Origin of the sequence: Micromonospora sp. NPDC048986 (assembly GCF_040649335.1) — a bacterium.
In the GTDB taxonomy this organism is placed as follows: Bacteria; Actinomycetota; Actinomycetes; order Mycobacteriales; family Micromonosporaceae; genus Micromonospora; species Micromonospora alfalfae.
The window spans coordinates 699,936-716,807 of sequence record NZ_JBEZFJ010000001.1 but is presented as its reverse complement, the minus strand read 5'-3'; the positions used below and the strand labels follow the sequence as shown (position 1 = coordinate 716,807).

Below are 16,872 nucleotides of genomic sequence, written 5' to 3'. Positions count from 1 at the left end.
TTTCCACCGCGAAGGGGATGAGGTAGCCGCATGACGCAGAAGCCACGAGCCGCCGACCCGGGCGACACCGGGTCGACGCCGGGTGGCTCCGCGACCACGGAGCCGACCGGCGACGGGGAGCGGGTCGTCATCCGCAACAAGCGCAAGCTCGTCGACACCGCCGAGCCGGAGGGGACCGCCGCCGACGCGGAGACCGGTGTGCCGGCCGAGGGTCTGGTCGAGGACGCCGAGGTAGTGGTCGACGAGATCGAGGTCGAGGTCAACTCCACCGACGGGCCGGAGCCGTCCGGTCCGCCGGTGGTGGACGCCCCGGCGCAGCCGGTGGACGGCGGCAGCGCGGGCACCTCGCTCGGTGCCGAGCTGGAGGCGCTCCGGGCCGAGCTGGACGAGCGGACCAGGGACCTGCAGCGGGTGTCGGCGGAGTACGCCAACTACCGCAAGCGGGTCGACCGTGACCGCAGCCTCGTACAGGAGCAGGCGACCGGCTCGGTGCTGGTCGCGCTGCTGCCGATCCTGGACGACCTGGACCGGGCCCGGGAACACGGCGACCTGGTCGGGCCGTTCGGCACTGTGGCCGAACAGCTCACCACGGCGCTGGGCAAGTTCGGCCTGAACGCCTTCGGCGAGCAGGGCGACCCGTTCGACCCGACCCGGCACGAGGCGGTGGCGCACCAGACCTCGGCCGACGTCAGCGAGCCGACCTGCGTACAGGTCATGCGACGCGGCTACCAGCTCGGTGAGCGGCTGCTGCGCCCCGCGCTGGTCGCGGTCGCGGATCCGGAATAGTGCCAGACAGTGACCGGGCCGTCCCGTCCACCGTTCAGCGGTGGGCGGGACGGCCGGGCCACCAGGGTCGGAAGGAGGTGGACCGGTGAGTTCGAAGGACTGGATCGAGAAGGACTTCTACGCCGTGCTCGGCGTGGACAAGGCCGCCTCCGCGGATGACATCAAGAAGGCGTACCGCAAGGTGGCCCGGGAGTCGCACCCGGACCACAACCCGGGCGACCCGAAGGCCGAGGAGCGGTTCAAGGCCGCGTCCGAGGCGTACAACGTGCTGTCGGACAGCGGCCGCCGTCGCGAGTACGACGAGATGCGGTCGCTCTTCGGCTCGGGCGCGTTCCGGCGCAACGCCCGAGGTGAGGGTCAGCCGGGCGGCGTGCCGTTCGACGTCTCCGACATGTTCGGTGGCGGCGGAGGCGGTGATCGTCGCTTCGGCGGCGCCGGCTTCCAGGACCTGTTCAGCTCGATCTTCAGCGGCGGTCAGGCCGGTGGGCAGGCCGCACCGCGCGGTCCGGCCCGTGGTCGGGACGTGGAGACCGAGGTGGCGCTGGACTTCGGCGACGCGGTGCGCGGAGTGACGCTGCCCCTGACGCTGCGCGCGCCGGGCGTCTGCGACACCTGCCACGGCAACGGGGCCAAGCCCGGCACCCAGCCGCGTACCTGCCCGGTCTGTCATGGTGCCGGCGTGACCACCCGCAACCAGGGGTCGTTCAGCTTCTCCGAGCCGTGCCGCAACTGCCAGGGCGTCGGCACGGTGGTCGAGGAGAAGTGCCCGGAGTGCCACGGCAGCGGCGGTGTCACAAAGACCCGCACCATGAACGTGCGCTTCCCGGCCGGTGTGGCCGACGGTCAACGCATCCGGCTGGCCGGGCGGGGTGAGCCGGGCGAGCGCGGTGGCCCGGCCGGCGACCTCTTCGTACACGTCAAGGTTCGGCCGGACGAGCTGTTCGGGCGTACCGGGGACGACCTGACGCTGACCGTTCCGGTCACCTTCGCGGAGGCCGTGCTCGGCACGGACCTGCGGGTGCCCACGCTCGACGGTGCGATGACCCTGCGGGTGCCGCCGGGGACGCCGAGCGGGCGGGTGCTGCGGGCCCGCGGCAAGGGTGTGGCCCGCCGCGACGGGCAGGCCGGCGACCTGCTGGTCACGCTGGACGTGGTGGTGCCGGCCCGCTTGTCGGACGAGGCCCGCACGGCGCTGGAGTCGTTCGCCGAGCAGACCCCGCCGGCGGCCCGGGAACATCTCGACGCACGGGTGCGTCGAGTCAGTTAGTCCGGTGGAATGGACGCGGAGGTGAGCGGGATGTCGGGCGAGTTCCTCGGTTCGGGCGACCCTGCCTACGAGGCCAAGGTGCTGATGATCTCGGTAGCGGCACGGATGGCGGGGATGCACCCGCAGACCCTGCGCCAGTACGACCGACTGGGGCTGGTCCAGCCCGGCCGAGCCGCTGGTGGCGGGCGTCGCTACAGCGTCCGCGACGTGGTGCTGCTGCGCGAGGTGCAGCGGCTCAGCCAGGACGACGGGATCAACCTGGCCGGCGTCAAGCGCATCATCGGGCTGGAGCGGCTGCTGGAGCAGGCGCAGCAGCGGGTGGCCCGCTTGGAGGCGGAGCTGGACGCCGCGTACCGCCGGGTGGCGGAGCTGGAGTCGCTGGCCCGCTTCCCGGGCCGGGATCTGGTGCCGACCAACCGCACCTCCACGGCGCTGGTGGTGTGGCGCCCCCGCCGGACCCCCGATCGCTGACCTGCTGCTCACCCGGACCTGTCTTCTCGGCCCGGACCGCGCTGGATTCCCGGCGCGGTCCGGGCCGCTTCGGTTAGCCTGTCAATAAGGGTCCAAAATGCTTAATCCGGACCTACCGGCATGGCGAGGGGGAGCGATGGCGGAACCGGCGAAGAAGGTGGCCCAGCAGACGGAGGACCGGTTGGAGGACCTGGCCGAGACCGTCCGCAAGAAGTTCGACAAGGTGACCGAGGGGACCTACCGGGACCGGATCATCGCCGGCCGGTTCGCCGAAGACGGCGACCACGCCGACGAACCGGCCCGAGCCGAGACGGAACGCAAGCAGGAATAACCGGTAACCGACGTGCGGGCCGGGACCCACGGGGGGTCCCGGCCCGTTCGCCGTAATCGGGTGCGGGCCGGGACGTCGGGTTGCCGCAGTGGGGGTCCCGGCCCGTTCGCCGCTATCGGGTGTGGGCCGGGACGCGGCTTGGTTCCTCGCCGCCGCGGAGGCCGGCAATCGACTCGCAGGCCCTTTGGAGCTGAATCGTCTACGACATCGCGCGGCGGCTCCGGCTCTGAACCGCCTCGGTGTGCCGACCGATCCGGACTCGCGGGTGTGATTCGTTTGCGACATCAGCTCCAAAGGGGCTTTAGTCGCCCTTTACCCGCCGCCGCTGGTCGGCGGATCCGGCGAATCAGCCGAGGCGGCGGTTTTCGCGAACCAGGCCGCCCTCGCACCAGTCCCGGTAGACGAAGAGGTCCGGGCGGGCCAACAGCACCCGGCCGTTGTGCGCCCAGATCTTCATCAGCTCGTCGCCGTCCCGCTCGGCCTGCTCGACGAGCTTGCGGAAGCGGCGCTTGGGGTGGGCGCGGAAGTTCGTCCGGATGCCGTCGGCCGCGTAGATGTAGAGGCAGTGCAGCGCAAAACGCCGGGCCGGGCAGGTTGGATCCATCGCCAACTCGAAGAGCGTCAACACCAGCCGGTCGCCGGAGACCAGCAGGTCCCAGTCGGGTGGCATCGAGGCCAACGGGACCGAATCGGGCTTGTACGCCCAAGCTCGCAACTCCGCCGGAGTCGGATCGACGGGGTTGGCGAAGCCGTGGAACGTCGACTCCTGCACGCTCACCGGCCAACCTTCCGCTCTCGCCCGCGTTTGGCAACGCTGCCTGCGGACCCTGGCTGCTGGGGCGAAACGGTAACCCGCCATCGGGTGCTGCGGTAGTACCCGCGAGGAGCAATTCCGCAACCGTTGGCACGGGCGGGTCAATTGCATCGACGGCGGAGCCGATCATGCTCCCAGGATGATCCACGTTAGGCGGTGTCAGCGGGGTGCAGACGCCGAGTTCGTCATGGGGCTGGAGTGGCTTTTCGCCCCTTCCGGTAGCCGTCCCGGGGATTGGGACCGCGACCGGTGGAGTTCAGCCCAGTGAGTCGACGACCGGGGCCTGCTCCCGCCGTTGGGCCGCCGCGCGGTTGCGCAGCCACCGCTTGAACCACGGGAAGTCGGGAAGCCGAGCCAGGATCGGCCCGGTCACCACGGTGATCAGGACGTACGTCGCGGCCAGCGCTGCCAACCGCGGCTCGACGCTGCCGGCGGCCACCGCCAGCCCGGCGATGACGATGGAGAACTCACCTCGGGGTACGAGTGCCAGGCCGGCTCGCCATCGACCGGGTTCGGCGATACCGACCCGGCGGGCGGCGAGGTAGCCGGTGAGCGTCTTCGTCGCCATGGTGACCACTGCCAACGCGAGCGCCGGCAGCAGCACCGGCGGGATGTCCCGTGGGTCGGTGACCAGGCCGAAGAAGACGAAGAACACCGCCGCGAACAGGTCCCGCAGCGGTGAGAGCAACTCGGTCGCGTGGTGTGCCACCGGGCCGGAGAGCGCGATGCCGACAAGGAACGCGCCGACCGCCGCCGACACCTGGAGCTTCGCCGCGAGCCCGGCGATCAGCAGGGTCAGACCGAGTACGCCGAGCAGCAACGCCTCCGGGTCCTTCGCCGACAGGGCGGAGGAGATGAGGTGGCCGTACCGGATGGCGACGACCAGCACGAGCAGCACCGTGCCCACCGCGACGGCGAGTGCGATGCCGCCACCGAGCAGGCCGGTGCCGGCCAGCACGGCGGTGACCAGCGGCAGGTAGAGCGCCATCGCCAGGTCCTCGATCACGAGGACCGACAGGATCACCGGGGTTTCCCGGTTACCCAGTCGTCCCAGATCGGCGAGGACCTTGGCGATCACGCCGGAGGAGGAGACCCAGGTGATGCCGCCGAGCACCAGGGCGGCGACCCAGTCCCAGCCGAGCAGCAGGGCGAAGGCCGCGCCGGGCAGCGCGTTGAACACGCCGTCGATCAGCCCGGCCGGGGCCGCCGACCGTAGGTTGCCGACCAGTTCGTTGGCCGAGTACTCCAGGCCGAGCATCACCAGCAGCAGGATGACGCCGATCTCGGCGCCCACAGCGAAGAACTCCTCGCTGGCGGCGAGCGGAAGTAGCCCACCATGCCCGAACGCCAGCCCGGCGAGCAGGTAGAGGGGGATGGGCGACAGGCCTACCCGGCGGCTCAACCGACCGAGGACGCCAAGCAGCAACAGCAGCGCGCCGACTTCGACGAGCAGAGTGGTGGAATCGTGCATCCGCCTCAGCCGTCCGGGTCACTGTCGGCGAGGATGGCGGACACGCCGTCGAGACCTCTACGGGTCCCGACGACGACCACCACATCGCCGGCCGCGAAGCGGAAGGAGGGGAGTGGCGAGACGATCACTTCGCCTTCACGCAGAACAGCCACGATGGAGGCGCTGGTGCGGGTACGCGCCTTGGTGTCGCCGAGCTTCCGGTTGACGTACGGGGAACCGGCCGTGATGGCGATCTGCTCGGTGAGCAGACCGGCGGCCTGCTCGCGGAGCCCGGAGAGCTGGCCGAGCATCAGCGACGCGCCGAGGATGTCGGCCAGAGCCTCGGCCTCGTCGTCGGTCAGCGGAATGTCCGACTGGCAGGCGTCGGGATCGTCGGGATCGTAGAGAACGAGATCACGACGGCCATTGCGGTGGGAAACGACGCCCAGGCGGCGTCCGGACTCCGTCACCAGATCGTGACGTACCCCGATCCCGGGTAGGGCGGTCTGCTCGACACGTACTCGCACTCTCCAAGGCTACCGCTTCGTGAACAGAGCGCAGATCTTGGACGGACGGCGCCCCCGGACCCCCCCCGGCGTACCGCAGCGACCATGATCCACTCGCGTTCATTGAAACCGCGGTATCCGACCTGGCGGGATGCCCCGACTTCCTGAAAGCCGAGTCGACCAACCGCGCCGGACGCGCCGAGGCCCGGGGCTGGGACGCGTTGGTGCCCGCGCCGGCAGGGCGGGCGCGGGCACCTGGGCACGCCTACGGTCAGCGGAGGCTGGTGAAGAACTCGCGGATGTCGGCGACCAGCACCTCGGTGGCCTGGTGGGCCGCGTAGTGGCCGCCGACCTGGCCCCGGCCGTCGACGTCGGTCTCGTACGCCGTCCACCGGACGATGTTCGAGTGGTCGCGGTCGGCGAAGCGGCGGATGGACTGGAAGTCGCCGGGGAACATGGCCAGCGCGGTCGGAACGGTGGTCGGCTCGGTCGGCGGCTCGCCGGAGTGTGCGTCCTCCCAGTAGAGCCGGATCGCCGAGGCGGCAGTGCCGGTGAACCAGTAGAGCGCCACATTGGCCAGGATGAAGTCGGCGTCCAGGCTCTCGTCGAAGAGCTGGGCGTTCCAGGCGAGCAGCCCCACCGGCGAGTCGACCAGCCCGAACGCGAGGGTCTGCGGCTGCTGACTGTGCACCTGGTTGAAGGAGAACTTGTTCTCGTAGAACCACTGGAGGTGCCCGAGCGCCGCCTGGTCCGTCTCGGAGAGCCCGGCGAACTCGGCCGGGTCGCCGGAGGGGAACGAGAAGAGTTGGGTGACGTGTACGCCGAGCACCCGCTCCGGATCGATCCGGCCCAACTCCGGCGCGATCATCGAGCCGGCGTCGTTGCCGATCGCGCCGTAGCTGTCGTACCCCAGGCGGTTCATCAGCTCGGCCCAGGCGCGGGCGATCCGGAACCGGTTCCAGCCGGCGCTGCGGGTGGGGCCGGAGAAGCCGTAGCCCGGCAGCGACGGGACGACCACGTGGAACGCCGGCGCGTCCGGGTCGGTCGGCTCGGTGAGCGGGGCGATCACGTCGAGGTACTCCAGCACCGACCCGGGCCAGCCGTGGGTGAGCACCAGCGCGGTGGCGTCCGGCCGGGACGACCGGACGTGCAGGAAGTGGATCTGCTCGCCGTCGATCTCGGTGACGAACTGCGGGTGGGCGTTCAGCCGGGCCTCGACGGCCCGCCAGTCGAACTTGCCCTGCCAGTGGTCGACGAGGGTGCGTACCCGGTCGCTGCTCATCCCGTACGAGTCGCCCGCCGCGGGCAGGTCGGCGGGCCAGTTGGTGCGGGCCAGCCGGGCGGCCAGGTCGTCGAGGGCGGTCTGCGGGATCTCGACGCGGAACGGGCGGATCGCGGTGTCGCTCATGAGGGAACCCCTTCGGAACGGAATGTTTCGTTCTGCAATCACCATAGCAGAGCGGAACGATCCGTTCCACTGTTAGGCTGAGGGCATGTCAACGACTTCCGGCAAGACGTTGGGCGGTCGCCGCGCCCAGGCCGCCCGCAACGACGAGGTCATCCTCGAAGCCGCCCGCGCGGTCTTCCTCGACGACCCGAAGGCCCCGATCGCCGCCGTCGCGGACCGCGCGGGCGTCGGCATCAGCGCGCTCTACCGGCGGTACGCGGGCAAGGAGGACCTGCTGCGCCAGCTCTGCCACGACGGGCTGCGCCGGTACGTCGCGGAGGCTGAGGCCGCCCTCGACGAGCCGGACGACTGGGCCGCGTTCACCGGCTTCCTGGCCCGGGTGGTTGACGCCGACGTGCACTCGCTCACCGTCCACCTGGCCGGCACCTTCACTCCGACCGAGGAGATGGGCCGGGACGCGATGCGCGCCGGTGAGTTGGCCAACGCTCTGGTCGACCGGGCCCACGCCAGCGGGCGGCTGCGCCCCGACGCTGTCGTACACGATCTGGGGTTGTTGTTGGAGGCGTGCGCGGCGGTCCGCGTACCCGATCCGGAGCGGACCCGCCAACTGCGCCGCCGGCAGCTCGCGGTCCTGCTGGCCGGTCTGTCGTCGGCGCCGGGCGCGGAGCCGCTGCCCGGCCCGCCTCCGGCGGCCGGCGAGTTCGACTGGCGGTGGCGGCGCCGGGAGTGATGGGCGTCACGCGCTAAGGTTGAGCGGAATACGCTCAACTCTGGTTGTGTCCAACCCAGTGGACAACGCCGATCCGGGGGAGCCCATGAACACCGAAAGACTCACCACAAAGAGCCGCGAAACCATCACGGGCGCTGTCGCGCTGGCCAACCAGCGTGGTCACGCCACAGTGGAGCCCTGGCACCTGCTCCTGTCACTCCTGGACACCGACGGCTCGACCGCCACCGGCCTGCTGCGCGCCGTCGGGGCCGACCCGACCGAGCTGCGCCAGGCCGCCCAGCGCGCTGTCGACAACCTGCCGGCCGCGCGCGGCTCCAGCATCGCCGAGCCGACGTTGGCTCGGGAGTTCGTCAACGCCATCGGCGCCGCCGAGCAGATCGCCCGGCCGCTGGGCGACGAGTACACCTCCACCGAGCACCTGCTCGCCGGCCTGGCCCGGGTGGGCGGCGCGGTGTCCGGCGCGCTGAAGACCGCCGGTGCGACCGAGGAGGCCCTGGTCGCCGCCTTCCCGACCGTTCGCGGTGGGGACCGTCGGGTCACCACCGCCGACCCCGAGCAGACCTACCAGGCCCTGACCAAGTACGGCGTCGACCTCACCGCCAGCGCCCGGGACGGCAAGATCGACCCGGTCATCGGGCGGGACTCCGAGATCCGTCGGGTCATCCAGGTGCTCTCCCGGCGTACCAAGAACAACCCGGTGCTGATCGGCGAGCCCGGCGTCGGCAAGACCGCGATCGTCGAGGGCCTGGCCCAGCGGATCGTCACCGGCGACGTGCCCGAGTCCCTGCGCGACAAGAAGCTGATCTCGCTGGACCTCGGCGCGATGGTCGCCGGCGCGCAGTACCGCGGCCAGTTCGAGGAGCGGCTGAAGTCCGTCCTGGAGGAGATCAAGAACTCCAACGGGCAGGTCATCACGTTCCTCGACGAGCTGCACACAGTCGTCGGCGCCGGCAAGGGCGAGGGCTCGATGGACGCCGGCAACATGCTCAAGCCGATGCTGGCCCGTGGTGAGCTGCGGATGGTGGGCGCCACCACGCTTGACGAGTACCGCGAGCACATCGAGAAGGACCCGGCGCTGGAGCGCCGTTTCCAGCCGGTGCTCGTCGGTGAGCCAACCATCGAGGACACCATCGGCATCCTGCGCGGGCTCAAGGAGCGCTACGAGGTGCACCACGGCGTACGGATCACCGACGCCGCGCTGGTGGCCGCCGCGACGCTGTCCGACCGGTACATCACCGACCGGTTCCTGCCGGACAAGGCGATCGACCTGGTCGACGAGTCCGCGTCCCGGCTCCGGATGGAGATCGACTCCCGTCCGGTCGAGGTGGACGAGATCGAGCGGGCGGTCCGCCGGTTGGAGATTGAGGAGATGGCTCTGGCCAAGGAGCCGGACGCCGCCTCGGCCGAGCGGTTGGAGCGGCTGCGCAAGGAGTTGGCCGACAAGCGTGAGCAGCTCACAGTGCTCTCCGAGCGCTGGCAGACGGAGAAGAGCCACATCACCAAGCTCTCCACGGCCAAGGAGGAGCTGGAACGCCTCGGCGGTGAGGCCGAGCGGGCCGAGCGGGACGGCGAGCTGGAACGCGCCGCCGAACTGCGCTACGGCCGGATCCCCGCCCTGAAGGTCGAGCTGAAGCAGGCCGAGGAGGAGCTGGCCCAGCTCCAGGCCGACGGAGCGATGCTGAAGGAGGAGGTCGGCGCGGACGACATCGCCGCGGTGGTCGCCTCCTGGACCGGCATTCCCGCCGGCCGCCTGCTGGAGGGTGAGACGGCCAAGCTGCTGCGGATGGAGGAGTCGCTGGGCGGCCGGGTGGTCGGCCAGGCCGAGGCGGTCGGCGCGGTCTCCGACGCGGTACGCCGTGCCCGGGCCGGCATCGCCGACCCGGATCGCCCGACCGGCAGCTTCCTGTTCCTCGGCCCCACCGGCGTCGGCAAGACGGAGCTGGCCAAGGCCCTCGCCGAGTTCCTCTTCGACGACGAGCGGGCCATGGTCCGCATCGACATGAGCGAGTACGGCGAGAAGCACTCGGTCGCTCGCCTGGTCGGTGCCCCGCCCGGCTACGTCGGTTACAACGAGGGTGGTCAGCTCACCGAGGCGGTGCGCCGCCGGCCGTACTCGGTGGTGCTGCTTGACGAGGTGGAGAAGGCTCACCCGGACGTCTTCGACGTGCTGCTCCAGGTGCTCGACGACGGCCGGCTCACCGATGGCCAGGGCCGCACCGTGGACTTCCGTAACGCGATCCTGATCCTCACGTCCAACCTCGGGTCGTCGGTGATCAGCGACCTGACGCTCGCCGATGAGCAGCGCCGGGAGGGCGTGCTGGCAGTGGTCCGGTCGCACTTCAAGCCGGAGTTCCTCAACCGGCTGGACGACATCGTGGTCTTCGCCTCGCTGCGCGGGGACGACCTGCGCTCCATCGTCGACATCCAGCTGAACCGGATGCGGCGGCGGTTGGCCGATCGCCGACTGGGCCTGGAGATCACCGATGCCGCCCGGGACTGGCTGGCCGAGCACGGCTACGACCCGATCTACGGCGCTCGACCGCTCCGTCGCCTGGTGCAGACCGCAATCGGAGACCAACTGGCCAAGGCGCTGCTCTCCGGCCAGATCCGAGACGGTGAAACGGTGAAGGTGGACCGCTCCACCGAAACCAACACCCTCTCCGTAACCCCCGCCTAACCGCACCTCCAACGCGGTGATCAAGAGGTTTGCGTCAGATTCGCGTCTTCTCATGACGCAAACCTCTTGATCAACAGGGTGGGGCGGGGGCGGATGGGGAAAGGGGTGGGGCATGTTTGGGATTGGGAAGAAATGGGAGCGGGAACTTGGCGCCGCCGTCGACGAGTTGGTGGCGGCTGACACGCTCGCCTTTGGTGGGGTGGGGATCGCGGGCACGCTGTTGCCGGTGACCGAGGCGTACCACCGGGTCGAGGCCGCCCTCAGCGACCACCCCGAGGAGGTACGCCGCCAGCTCGACCGGGTGCTGGCCGACGGCACACCCGCCGGCCGGGCGTACGCGGCCACGCTGCTGGAGCGGGTCGACCCGGAGGCGGCTCGAGCGGCCTGGACGTCGCTGCGGGACGATCCGAGCGAGTTCACCACCTTCGTCGGCTGCGTGATGGACCGGGAAACCCTTGGCACGTACGCCAGTCGGCGGCTCGCCGCAGCATGATCCATTCGCCGGTCGGTGCTGCCCGATTGGTGCTGCCGGTCGCGGACGACGCACCGTACGTTGCGAGCCATGAGCCCGCCCGCCACCGCGCCGCGTCCGCCCCGCCCGGTCACCGTGACCGTCGCCTTCTGGCGGTAACTGGCAGTGGCGCTGGTGCTGCTCGGCCTGGCCGCGCTGACGGTGGCCGAGGCGGTGCACTTCGACGGCCAGATCGACCGCGCGGTACGGCTGGTGCCGGACGCCGACCCGGACGAGGTGGCTGGCGAGCGGCAGGGCAACGTCGCGATGACGCTGATCCTGGGCGTGCCGGCGGTGTTGCTCGCGGTCTGGCTGGCGGCCACCGCCGTCCCGCTCCGGCGGGGCGTCAACGTCGCACGGATCCTGGTCTTCGTGGCCAGTGGCGGGCAACTGCTGATCTGCTTCGCGCAGTGCCGTTCCGGCGGCCCGGCCTGGGTGATGCCAGTCCCCACCGACGCACCTACCGGTTACGGATACCCGACAGCTCCGCTCGTGCCGGGCTTCCTGCCGCCGAACCAGCCGCTCCCACCCGGCTACCTGATCTGCCCCGAGCCGGCCGCGCACCTGACGCCGGGAGCGCCGGGCACCTCACCAGGGCCGACCGGACCGCCGGCGGCCCCTCCGGACGACCTGCCCGACCACCTTCACTAGCTGAGCTGTCGGCCACAGCACGGGCCTTCCTGGTGCCGAGGGTTGTTACCGTCTGCGCCGACGTACCTGGGGAGGTGGTCGCATGGACGTGCTGGTGACGTGCCTGGTGGCGGCTGTTGCCGTACTCGCGGGGGTGGTGGTCGTCGTGCGGGCCCGCCGACGGCCGACGGGCCGGCCCGACGGCCAGCCGGCGGAGCCACCACGCGGCGGCCCGCTCCGCCTGACCCCTGGTGACCACGTGCGGATCCGCGAGCGGGAGTACGCGGTGATCGCCACGATCCGCCTGGTCGAGGGCGACTGGAGTTGGGTGCAGCACCTCATCGACGACGACTCCGGCACCCGCCACCGGCTCTCCGTGGAGAACGGCCCCGAACTCGAGCTGGTGTTCTGGACCGCCGAACCAGGCGCCACCGTCACCCCGGGCGCCCCGACCATCGAACTCGGCGGGCGGCGCTACACCTGGGCCGAGACCGGGCAGGCGCGTTACACCGCCACCGGAGAGAGCGAGTTGCCGTCGACCGGGACGATGCGCTACCACGACTACCAGTCCGGTGGCGCCGCGCGGCTCTCCTTCGAGGCGTACGGCGAAGAGGGCTGGCGGGTCGCCCGCGGCAATCTGCTCGACAGCGCCGACCTGACGATCCGCCCGCCCCGTGCCTGAGGCCCGCTGAACCGGACCGGGCGGACGCGCCGGGCTCGTCACGGCATGCCGAACTGGCCGGTTGTCGATACGGTGTGGGCGCGATCTTAGGGAAGGAGAATCGTGGTCGATTCCCAGAGCACGCCGGCCCGTCAGCGGCCATCCATTGTGTCGATTTCCAGCTACCTGCTTTTCCTGTTCCTGGCGCTCCAGGTGATCAGTCTGATCGTCACGCTCAGCACCTTCGGCACGACGCGGGACGCGGTCCGTGCGGCGTACGCGGACAGCGCCACCGATGGTGACCAGGTGGCCGACGTCTTCGCCGTCGTCGGCATCGGCGGGAGCATCGTCCTGCTGCTGCTCGCGGTGGTGCTGGGCGTGCTGGCCCTGTTCAACAACCAGGGCCGCAACGGCGCCCGGATCACCACCTGGATCGTCGGCGGCATCATGGTCTGCTGCGTGGGCGGTGGCCTGCTCAGCAACGCGGCCGGCGGATTCAACACCGGTGGCGGGACTACCGGCGACGGGCCGAGCCCCGAGGAGATCCAACGCCGTCTGGACGAGGCCCTGCCCTCCTGGGTCACCCCGGTCAGCCTCGTGCTCGGCGTGCTCAGCCTGATCGCGCTGATCGCCGCGCTGGTCCTGCTGGCGTTGCCGAAGGCCAACCCGTTCTTCCGCAAGCCCACAGAGGGCTGGGAGCCGCCGACCCCGGGCGCCAGCTACCCGGGTCCGCAGGCGCCCGGTCAGCCGGGCTACCCGCAGGCATCGGGTGAGCCGGGTTATCCGTCGAGTGGGGAGCCGAGCTACCCGCCGCCACCGGCAGCGAACCGGCCGGACGACACGCCGCCCACGGATCGGCCCGGGTCGACCCCGCCGTCGACGAGTTGACGGCTCGATAAGCACGACGCCGACGATCCCTCCGAGTAGGTTGCAACCCGACGCCTACCGGAGGGATTCGTCGTGTCGTACCCGGAATCGGCACCGGCCCGCCGGCCCGCCGCCGTCCTGTCGGCAGTGACCGTGCTGTTGGTGATGGCTGTCGCCGCGCTGGCGTACGCCGTGGTCGACCTTGTGGTGCTGGGCGGAACTGTGGACGCGTTCCGCTCCGCGGCCCGCGACACCTCGGCGAGCCCGGAGCAGATCGACGACGTGGTGACTCTGCTCCGCGCGTCCGCGGTGCTGTCGGCGGTGGTGGCGGTGCTCTCCGCGCCGCTGCTCGCCGGCCTGGCCCTCGGTCTGCTGACCGGTCGTAACGGTGTCCGGGTGGCGACCTGGGTGGTCAGCGGGCTCGGCCTGCTCGCCGGCTGTTGCAGCGTGGCGGTGGTGGTCGGCGAACGGGCCGCGCCACTGCAACTGGGCGCCGACGAGCACGCTCTCGCCGAGTTGCTGGGTCTGATCGGCGACGCGTACCCGTCCTGGTGGATCCCGCTCAACGCCGGGCTTTCCGTCGCACAGGCGCTCGGTTACCTTGTAGTAGCTACGTTGCTGGTACTGCCGGCGGCGAACAGGTGGTTCGGCCGCCACCGCTCGACTGCGCCAACCGCCCCGCCCATGTTCCCGCCCGCCCCGCACCAGCCCCCGTCGGCGCCGCACACGCCCCCGTACCCGCCCAGGTGAGGACCACTCCGTGACGCTCGACCCCACGACTGCCGAGCGCCGAGCCCTGATCACCGGGGCCACCGCCGGCATCGGCGCGGCGTTCACGCGGCGGTTGGCCGCCGACGGCTGGCACCTGGTGCTTGTTGCCCGCGACGCGGCGCGGCTGGCCGAGCTGGCCACCGAGCTGGGCTCCACGCACGGACACGAGGTGGAGACGATCTCGGCGGACCTGTCCACCGACGACGGCTGCGCCACAGTGGAGCAGCGGCTCACCGACGGCAGTCCGGTGCACCTGCTGGTCAACAATGCGGGGATCAGCCTGAACAAACCGTTCCTGCGCTCCACGGCGGAGGACGAGGCGCGACTGTTGCGACTCAACGTGCACGCGGTCATGCGGCTGACCCTGGCGGCGCTCCGCCCGATGACCGAACGGCGAAATGGGGCAGTGATAAATGTCTCTTCGGTCGCCGGGTTCGGTACGGCGATGCCCGGATCGACGTACTCCGCCAGCAAGGCGTGGGTCACCAACTTCAGTGAGTCCGTCGGGCAGTCGGCGCGGCCGTTCGGCGTCCAGGTGATGGCCCTCTGCCCCGGCTACACCCGCACCGAATTCCATCAGCGGGCTGGCATCAACATGTCCAAGACGCCGGAGTGGCTGTGGCTGCGGGCCGAGGATGTGGTGGACGAAGCCCTGCGTGACCTGCGCAAAGGCAAGATGGTCAGCATCCCGGCGTGGAAGTACAAGGTGGTCGTCGCCGGCATGCGACACGCACCGCGGCGGCTGCTCCAGGCGGTCGCGCGGGACACCCGCGGCCGGATCGGTCGCGACGAGCGCTGAGCTTCGACCGGCCCGCCGACACCGATCAGGTGATGGGGCGACGTTGGCACGCCGCTGTCGGGCCAGTTGCTGAGCGTAGTCGAACATAGCCAGTCATCGGTTCCCCTCGGGGCTGATCAGGGTGGACCCCGCACACGGCGTTCAGAGTTGCGCAGTAACCTCTATCGCCATGGGGGACCACGACGACCTGCGTAAATTCATTACCGACCTGGCTGTGGTCCACGGCCGGGTCGTGCTCTCGTCGGGGCGCGAGGCAGACTGGTACGTGGATCTGCGGCGCGTCACGCTCCATCACCGGGCCGCTCCTCTGGTCGGCCGGGTGTTGCTGGACCTCACCGCCGACTGGGAGTTCGACGCCGTTGGGGGCCTCACCCTGGGCGCGGATCCCGTCGCGCTCTCGATGCTGCACGCCGCCGCTCCGACCGGCCGGGCCCTGGACGCCTTTGTGGTGCGCAAGGCGGGCAAGGCCCACGGTCTTCAGCGGCGGATCGAGGGACCGGAGGTGGCTGGCCGTCGAGTGTTGGCGGTGGAGGACACATCCACGACGGGCGGAAGTGTTTTGACAGCTGTCGAGGCGCTTCGCGAGGCCGGGGCGGAAGTCGTGGGCGTGGTGGTTATTGTTGATCGAGGCGCCGGCGACGCGGTGCGAGCCGCCGGATTGCCGTACCGGGCGGCCTATACGTTGGCTGACCTCGGCCTTGTGGCGTAAAAGTCTGCCGATTCGGATCTGCTGATATGCAGGCGGATCGATGCTGCTGGTGGAAGGATGGAATACGTGGGAACTGCGTTGGCCGAAATGACTATGCCTCAGATCTCGCCGCTAAACGGCGAGCCGATCGAACGTGCCGATGCCGAGCGTCTCGCCGGGGTCCTCAAGGCCCTTGCTGATCCTGCTCGGTTGCGGCTGCTCAGCCTGATCCAGTCGGCCCCCGAGGGCGAGGCGTGCGTCTGTGACCTGACGGCGCCGCTCGGCCTCTCTCAGCCGACGGTCAGTCATCACCTGCGTATCCTCACCGAGGCTGGCTTGTTGCAGCGGGAGAAGCGCGGTGTCTGGGCGTACTACAGCCTGGTCCCGAGTGCGATCGCGACGATCGCCGACCTGCTGACCCCGCCGCGTAAGCGGGCCACCAAGAAGGCCCGCTGACGTAGGCACAACACGCCGTCCCGAGCCGGGGCGGCGTCCGGTGGCGAGCCAGGGGTGGCGCCACCGGTGGTTGACACCTGCTCGTCCCCGGTCGCACCACCGGAGGCCGGGTTCGACATGCCGACGGCCGACCCCCTTGCCAGGGGGCCGGCCGTCGTCGTACCGCTCACCGCTCCTGACCGTGCTCCGGGCGCTGACGACCGTGCTGGTGCCCGTCGTGGTCGAACGCCTCGCGGGCCGCCTCCACGGCACCGGCGGCACTGGCCGCCGCGACCACAGCGACCGCCTCGCCGCGCTTACGAGCCCGCCGGTCACGCAGGAACTCGAAGAAGATCGGCAGTACCGAGATCAGGATGATCAGGGCCACCACCGGCAGGATGTAGTGGTCGATCTTGTCGCCGATGGCCTGGTAGATCTGCTCGGCCAGCAGGTAGCCGATCAGCAGGATGCCGTCCACCCAGAGGACCGCGCCGACGATGTTCCAGAGCAGGAACTTCCTGGCCGGCATCCCGAGCGCGCCCGCGACCGGGTTGAGGAACGTCCGGACGATCGGAATGAAGCGCGCCAGCACGACGGCCTTCGCCGGGCCGAACTTCTGGAAGTAGTACTCGGCCTTCTCCACGTACTCCTTCTTGAAGAGCCGGGAGTTCGGCCGTTCGAACATCGGCCGGCCGTACCGCGCTCCGAGCCAGTGCCCCAGCTGCGCACCGGCGATCGCGCAGATCGGCCCACCGATCAGCAGGCCGGCAAGGGAGAGGCGGGTGCCGTCGCCGAAGATCGCGTCCGCCACCGGTGACGAGGCGACCCCGGCGAGGAACAGCAGCGAGTCACCCGGGAAGAAGAAGCCCACCAGCAGGCCGGTCTCGGCGAAGAGGATCACCCACACGCCGATCAGCCCGAAGGTCTGCAACAGATCCTTGGGATCGAGCGGGTTCAGGGCGACGCTCTCCACGAGAGCGCGGGTCTTCTCAGCTGTGTCCACGGCCACAAAGGGTACCGAAGCCCAGGGCCCCGGCCGCGCCGGACCGGCCCGTCACCACCCGCCCGCG

The 16,872-nt window shown here is 70.5% G+C and carries 19 protein-coding genes; 14 read left to right on the top strand and 5 right to left on the bottom strand.

The genetic code is table 11. From position 1 onward, the window contains the following. The first annotated feature begins 30 nt into the window (after positions 1–30). The 4 genes from grpE (at position 31) to AB0B94_RS03315 (ending at position 2,855) form a co-directional block, all read left to right on the top strand. Positions 31–786 (top strand): nucleotide exchange factor GrpE, encoded by a 756-nt coding sequence (gene grpE, locus AB0B94_RS03330; RefSeq protein ID WP_357267810.1) that lies wholly within the window; start codon positions 31–33, stop codon positions 784–786. Positions 787–871: 85 nt separating this feature from the next. Beyond that, the gene (gene dnaJ, locus AB0B94_RS03325; RefSeq protein ID WP_357267808.1) at positions 872–2,053 is read left to right on the top strand and encodes a molecular chaperone DnaJ; all 1,182 of its coding nucleotides are present in this window, start codon (positions 872–874) and stop codon (positions 2,051–2,053) included. A 30-nt stretch (positions 2,054–2,083) separates the two neighbouring features. Then, a complete protein-coding gene (locus AB0B94_RS03320; protein WP_030332087.1) occupies positions 2,084–2,524 on the top strand; it encodes a helix-turn-helix transcriptional regulator in 441 nt (146 codons plus the stop codon). A 136-nt stretch (positions 2,525–2,660) separates the two neighbouring features. Beyond that, positions 2,661–2,855, top strand: a complete 195-nt coding sequence (locus tag AB0B94_RS03315; protein WP_238669752.1) for a hypothetical protein — start codon at positions 2,661–2,663, stop codon at positions 2,853–2,855. A 346-nt stretch (positions 2,856–3,201) separates the two neighbouring features. Here AB0B94_RS03315 and AB0B94_RS03310 read toward each other — a convergent pair whose 3' ends face one another. From AB0B94_RS03310 to AB0B94_RS03295, 4 genes are all read right to left on the bottom strand, one after another. Next, a complete protein-coding gene (locus AB0B94_RS03310; RefSeq protein ID WP_030332093.1) occupies positions 3,202–3,633 on the bottom strand; it encodes a hypothetical protein in 432 nt (143 codons plus the stop codon). Positions 3,634–3,925: 292 nt separating this feature from the next. After that, complete coding sequence (locus AB0B94_RS03305; protein ID WP_357267805.1) at positions 3,926–5,140, bottom strand: cation:proton antiporter; 1,215 nt, start codon at positions 5,138–5,140, stop codon at positions 3,926–3,928. 5 nt (positions 5,141–5,145) lie between these two features. Continuing rightward, positions 5,146–5,646, bottom strand: coding sequence for a TrkA C-terminal domain-containing protein (locus AB0B94_RS03300; protein ID WP_030332098.1), 501 nt, complete (start codon positions 5,644–5,646; stop codon positions 5,146–5,148). 250 nt (positions 5,647–5,896) lie between these two features. Beyond that, a complete protein-coding gene (locus AB0B94_RS03295) occupies positions 5,897–7,033 on the bottom strand; it encodes an epoxide hydrolase (RefSeq protein ID WP_357267803.1) in 1,137 nt (378 codons plus the stop codon). A gap of 85 nt (positions 7,034–7,118) precedes the next feature. On the opposite strand from AB0B94_RS03295, the gene AB0B94_RS03290 reads away from it, so the two are divergent. The 10 genes from AB0B94_RS03290 to AB0B94_RS03245 all read left to right on the top strand — a co-directional run bounded on the left by AB0B94_RS03290 (position 7,119) and on the right by AB0B94_RS03245 (position 15,823). Next, positions 7,119–7,763: a helix-turn-helix domain-containing protein gene (locus tag AB0B94_RS03290; protein ID WP_357267801.1), complete on the top strand. Its 645-nt coding sequence runs from the start codon at positions 7,119–7,121 to the stop codon at positions 7,761–7,763. A gap of 85 nt (positions 7,764–7,848) precedes the next feature. Then, on the top strand, positions 7,849–10,440 hold the full coding sequence (clpB, locus tag AB0B94_RS03285; RefSeq protein WP_357267799.1) for an ATP-dependent chaperone ClpB: 2,592 nt from the start codon (positions 7,849–7,851) through the stop codon (positions 10,438–10,440). A gap of 112 nt (positions 10,441–10,552) precedes the next feature. Continuing rightward, positions 10,553–10,933, top strand: coding sequence for a hypothetical protein (locus tag AB0B94_RS03280; RefSeq protein WP_357267797.1), 381 nt, complete (start codon positions 10,553–10,555; stop codon positions 10,931–10,933). A 144-nt stretch (positions 10,934–11,077) separates the two neighbouring features. Continuing rightward, positions 11,078–11,602: a hypothetical protein gene (locus AB0B94_RS03275; protein WP_357267795.1), complete on the top strand. Its 525-nt coding sequence runs from the start codon at positions 11,078–11,080 to the stop codon at positions 11,600–11,602. An 82-nt stretch (positions 11,603–11,684) separates the two neighbouring features. Continuing rightward, positions 11,685–12,263 (top strand): DUF4178 domain-containing protein, encoded by a 579-nt coding sequence (locus AB0B94_RS03270; protein WP_357267793.1) that lies wholly within the window; start codon positions 11,685–11,687, stop codon positions 12,261–12,263. A 102-nt stretch (positions 12,264–12,365) separates the two neighbouring features. Further along, positions 12,366–13,130 carry a hypothetical protein gene (locus AB0B94_RS03265; RefSeq protein WP_357267791.1) on the top strand — a complete coding sequence of 255 codons (765 nt, stop codon included), beginning with the start codon at positions 12,366–12,368 and terminating at the stop codon, positions 13,128–13,130. 72 nt (positions 13,131–13,202) lie between these two features. Then, positions 13,203–13,859: a hypothetical protein gene (locus AB0B94_RS03260; protein WP_357267789.1), complete on the top strand. Its 657-nt coding sequence runs from the start codon at positions 13,203–13,205 to the stop codon at positions 13,857–13,859. 10 nt (positions 13,860–13,869) lie between these two features. Continuing rightward, the gene (locus AB0B94_RS03255; RefSeq protein WP_357267787.1) at positions 13,870–14,679 is read left to right on the top strand and encodes an SDR family oxidoreductase; all 810 of its coding nucleotides are present in this window, start codon (positions 13,870–13,872) and stop codon (positions 14,677–14,679) included. 169 nt (positions 14,680–14,848) lie between these two features. After that, positions 14,849–15,388, top strand: coding sequence for an orotate phosphoribosyltransferase (gene pyrE / locus AB0B94_RS03250; RefSeq protein ID WP_112586136.1), 540 nt, complete (start codon positions 14,849–14,851; stop codon positions 15,386–15,388). 57 nt (positions 15,389–15,445) lie between these two features. Then, complete coding sequence (locus AB0B94_RS03245; protein ID WP_030332125.1) at positions 15,446–15,823, top strand: metalloregulator ArsR/SmtB family transcription factor; 378 nt, start codon at positions 15,446–15,448, stop codon at positions 15,821–15,823. A 166-nt stretch (positions 15,824–15,989) separates the two neighbouring features. Here AB0B94_RS03245 and AB0B94_RS03240 read toward each other — a convergent pair whose 3' ends face one another. After that, entirely contained in the window at positions 15,990–16,811 is an 822-nt protein-coding gene (locus AB0B94_RS03240) for a DedA family protein (protein WP_357267785.1), read from the bottom strand. Between the last annotated feature and the right edge of the window lie 61 nt (positions 16,812–16,872).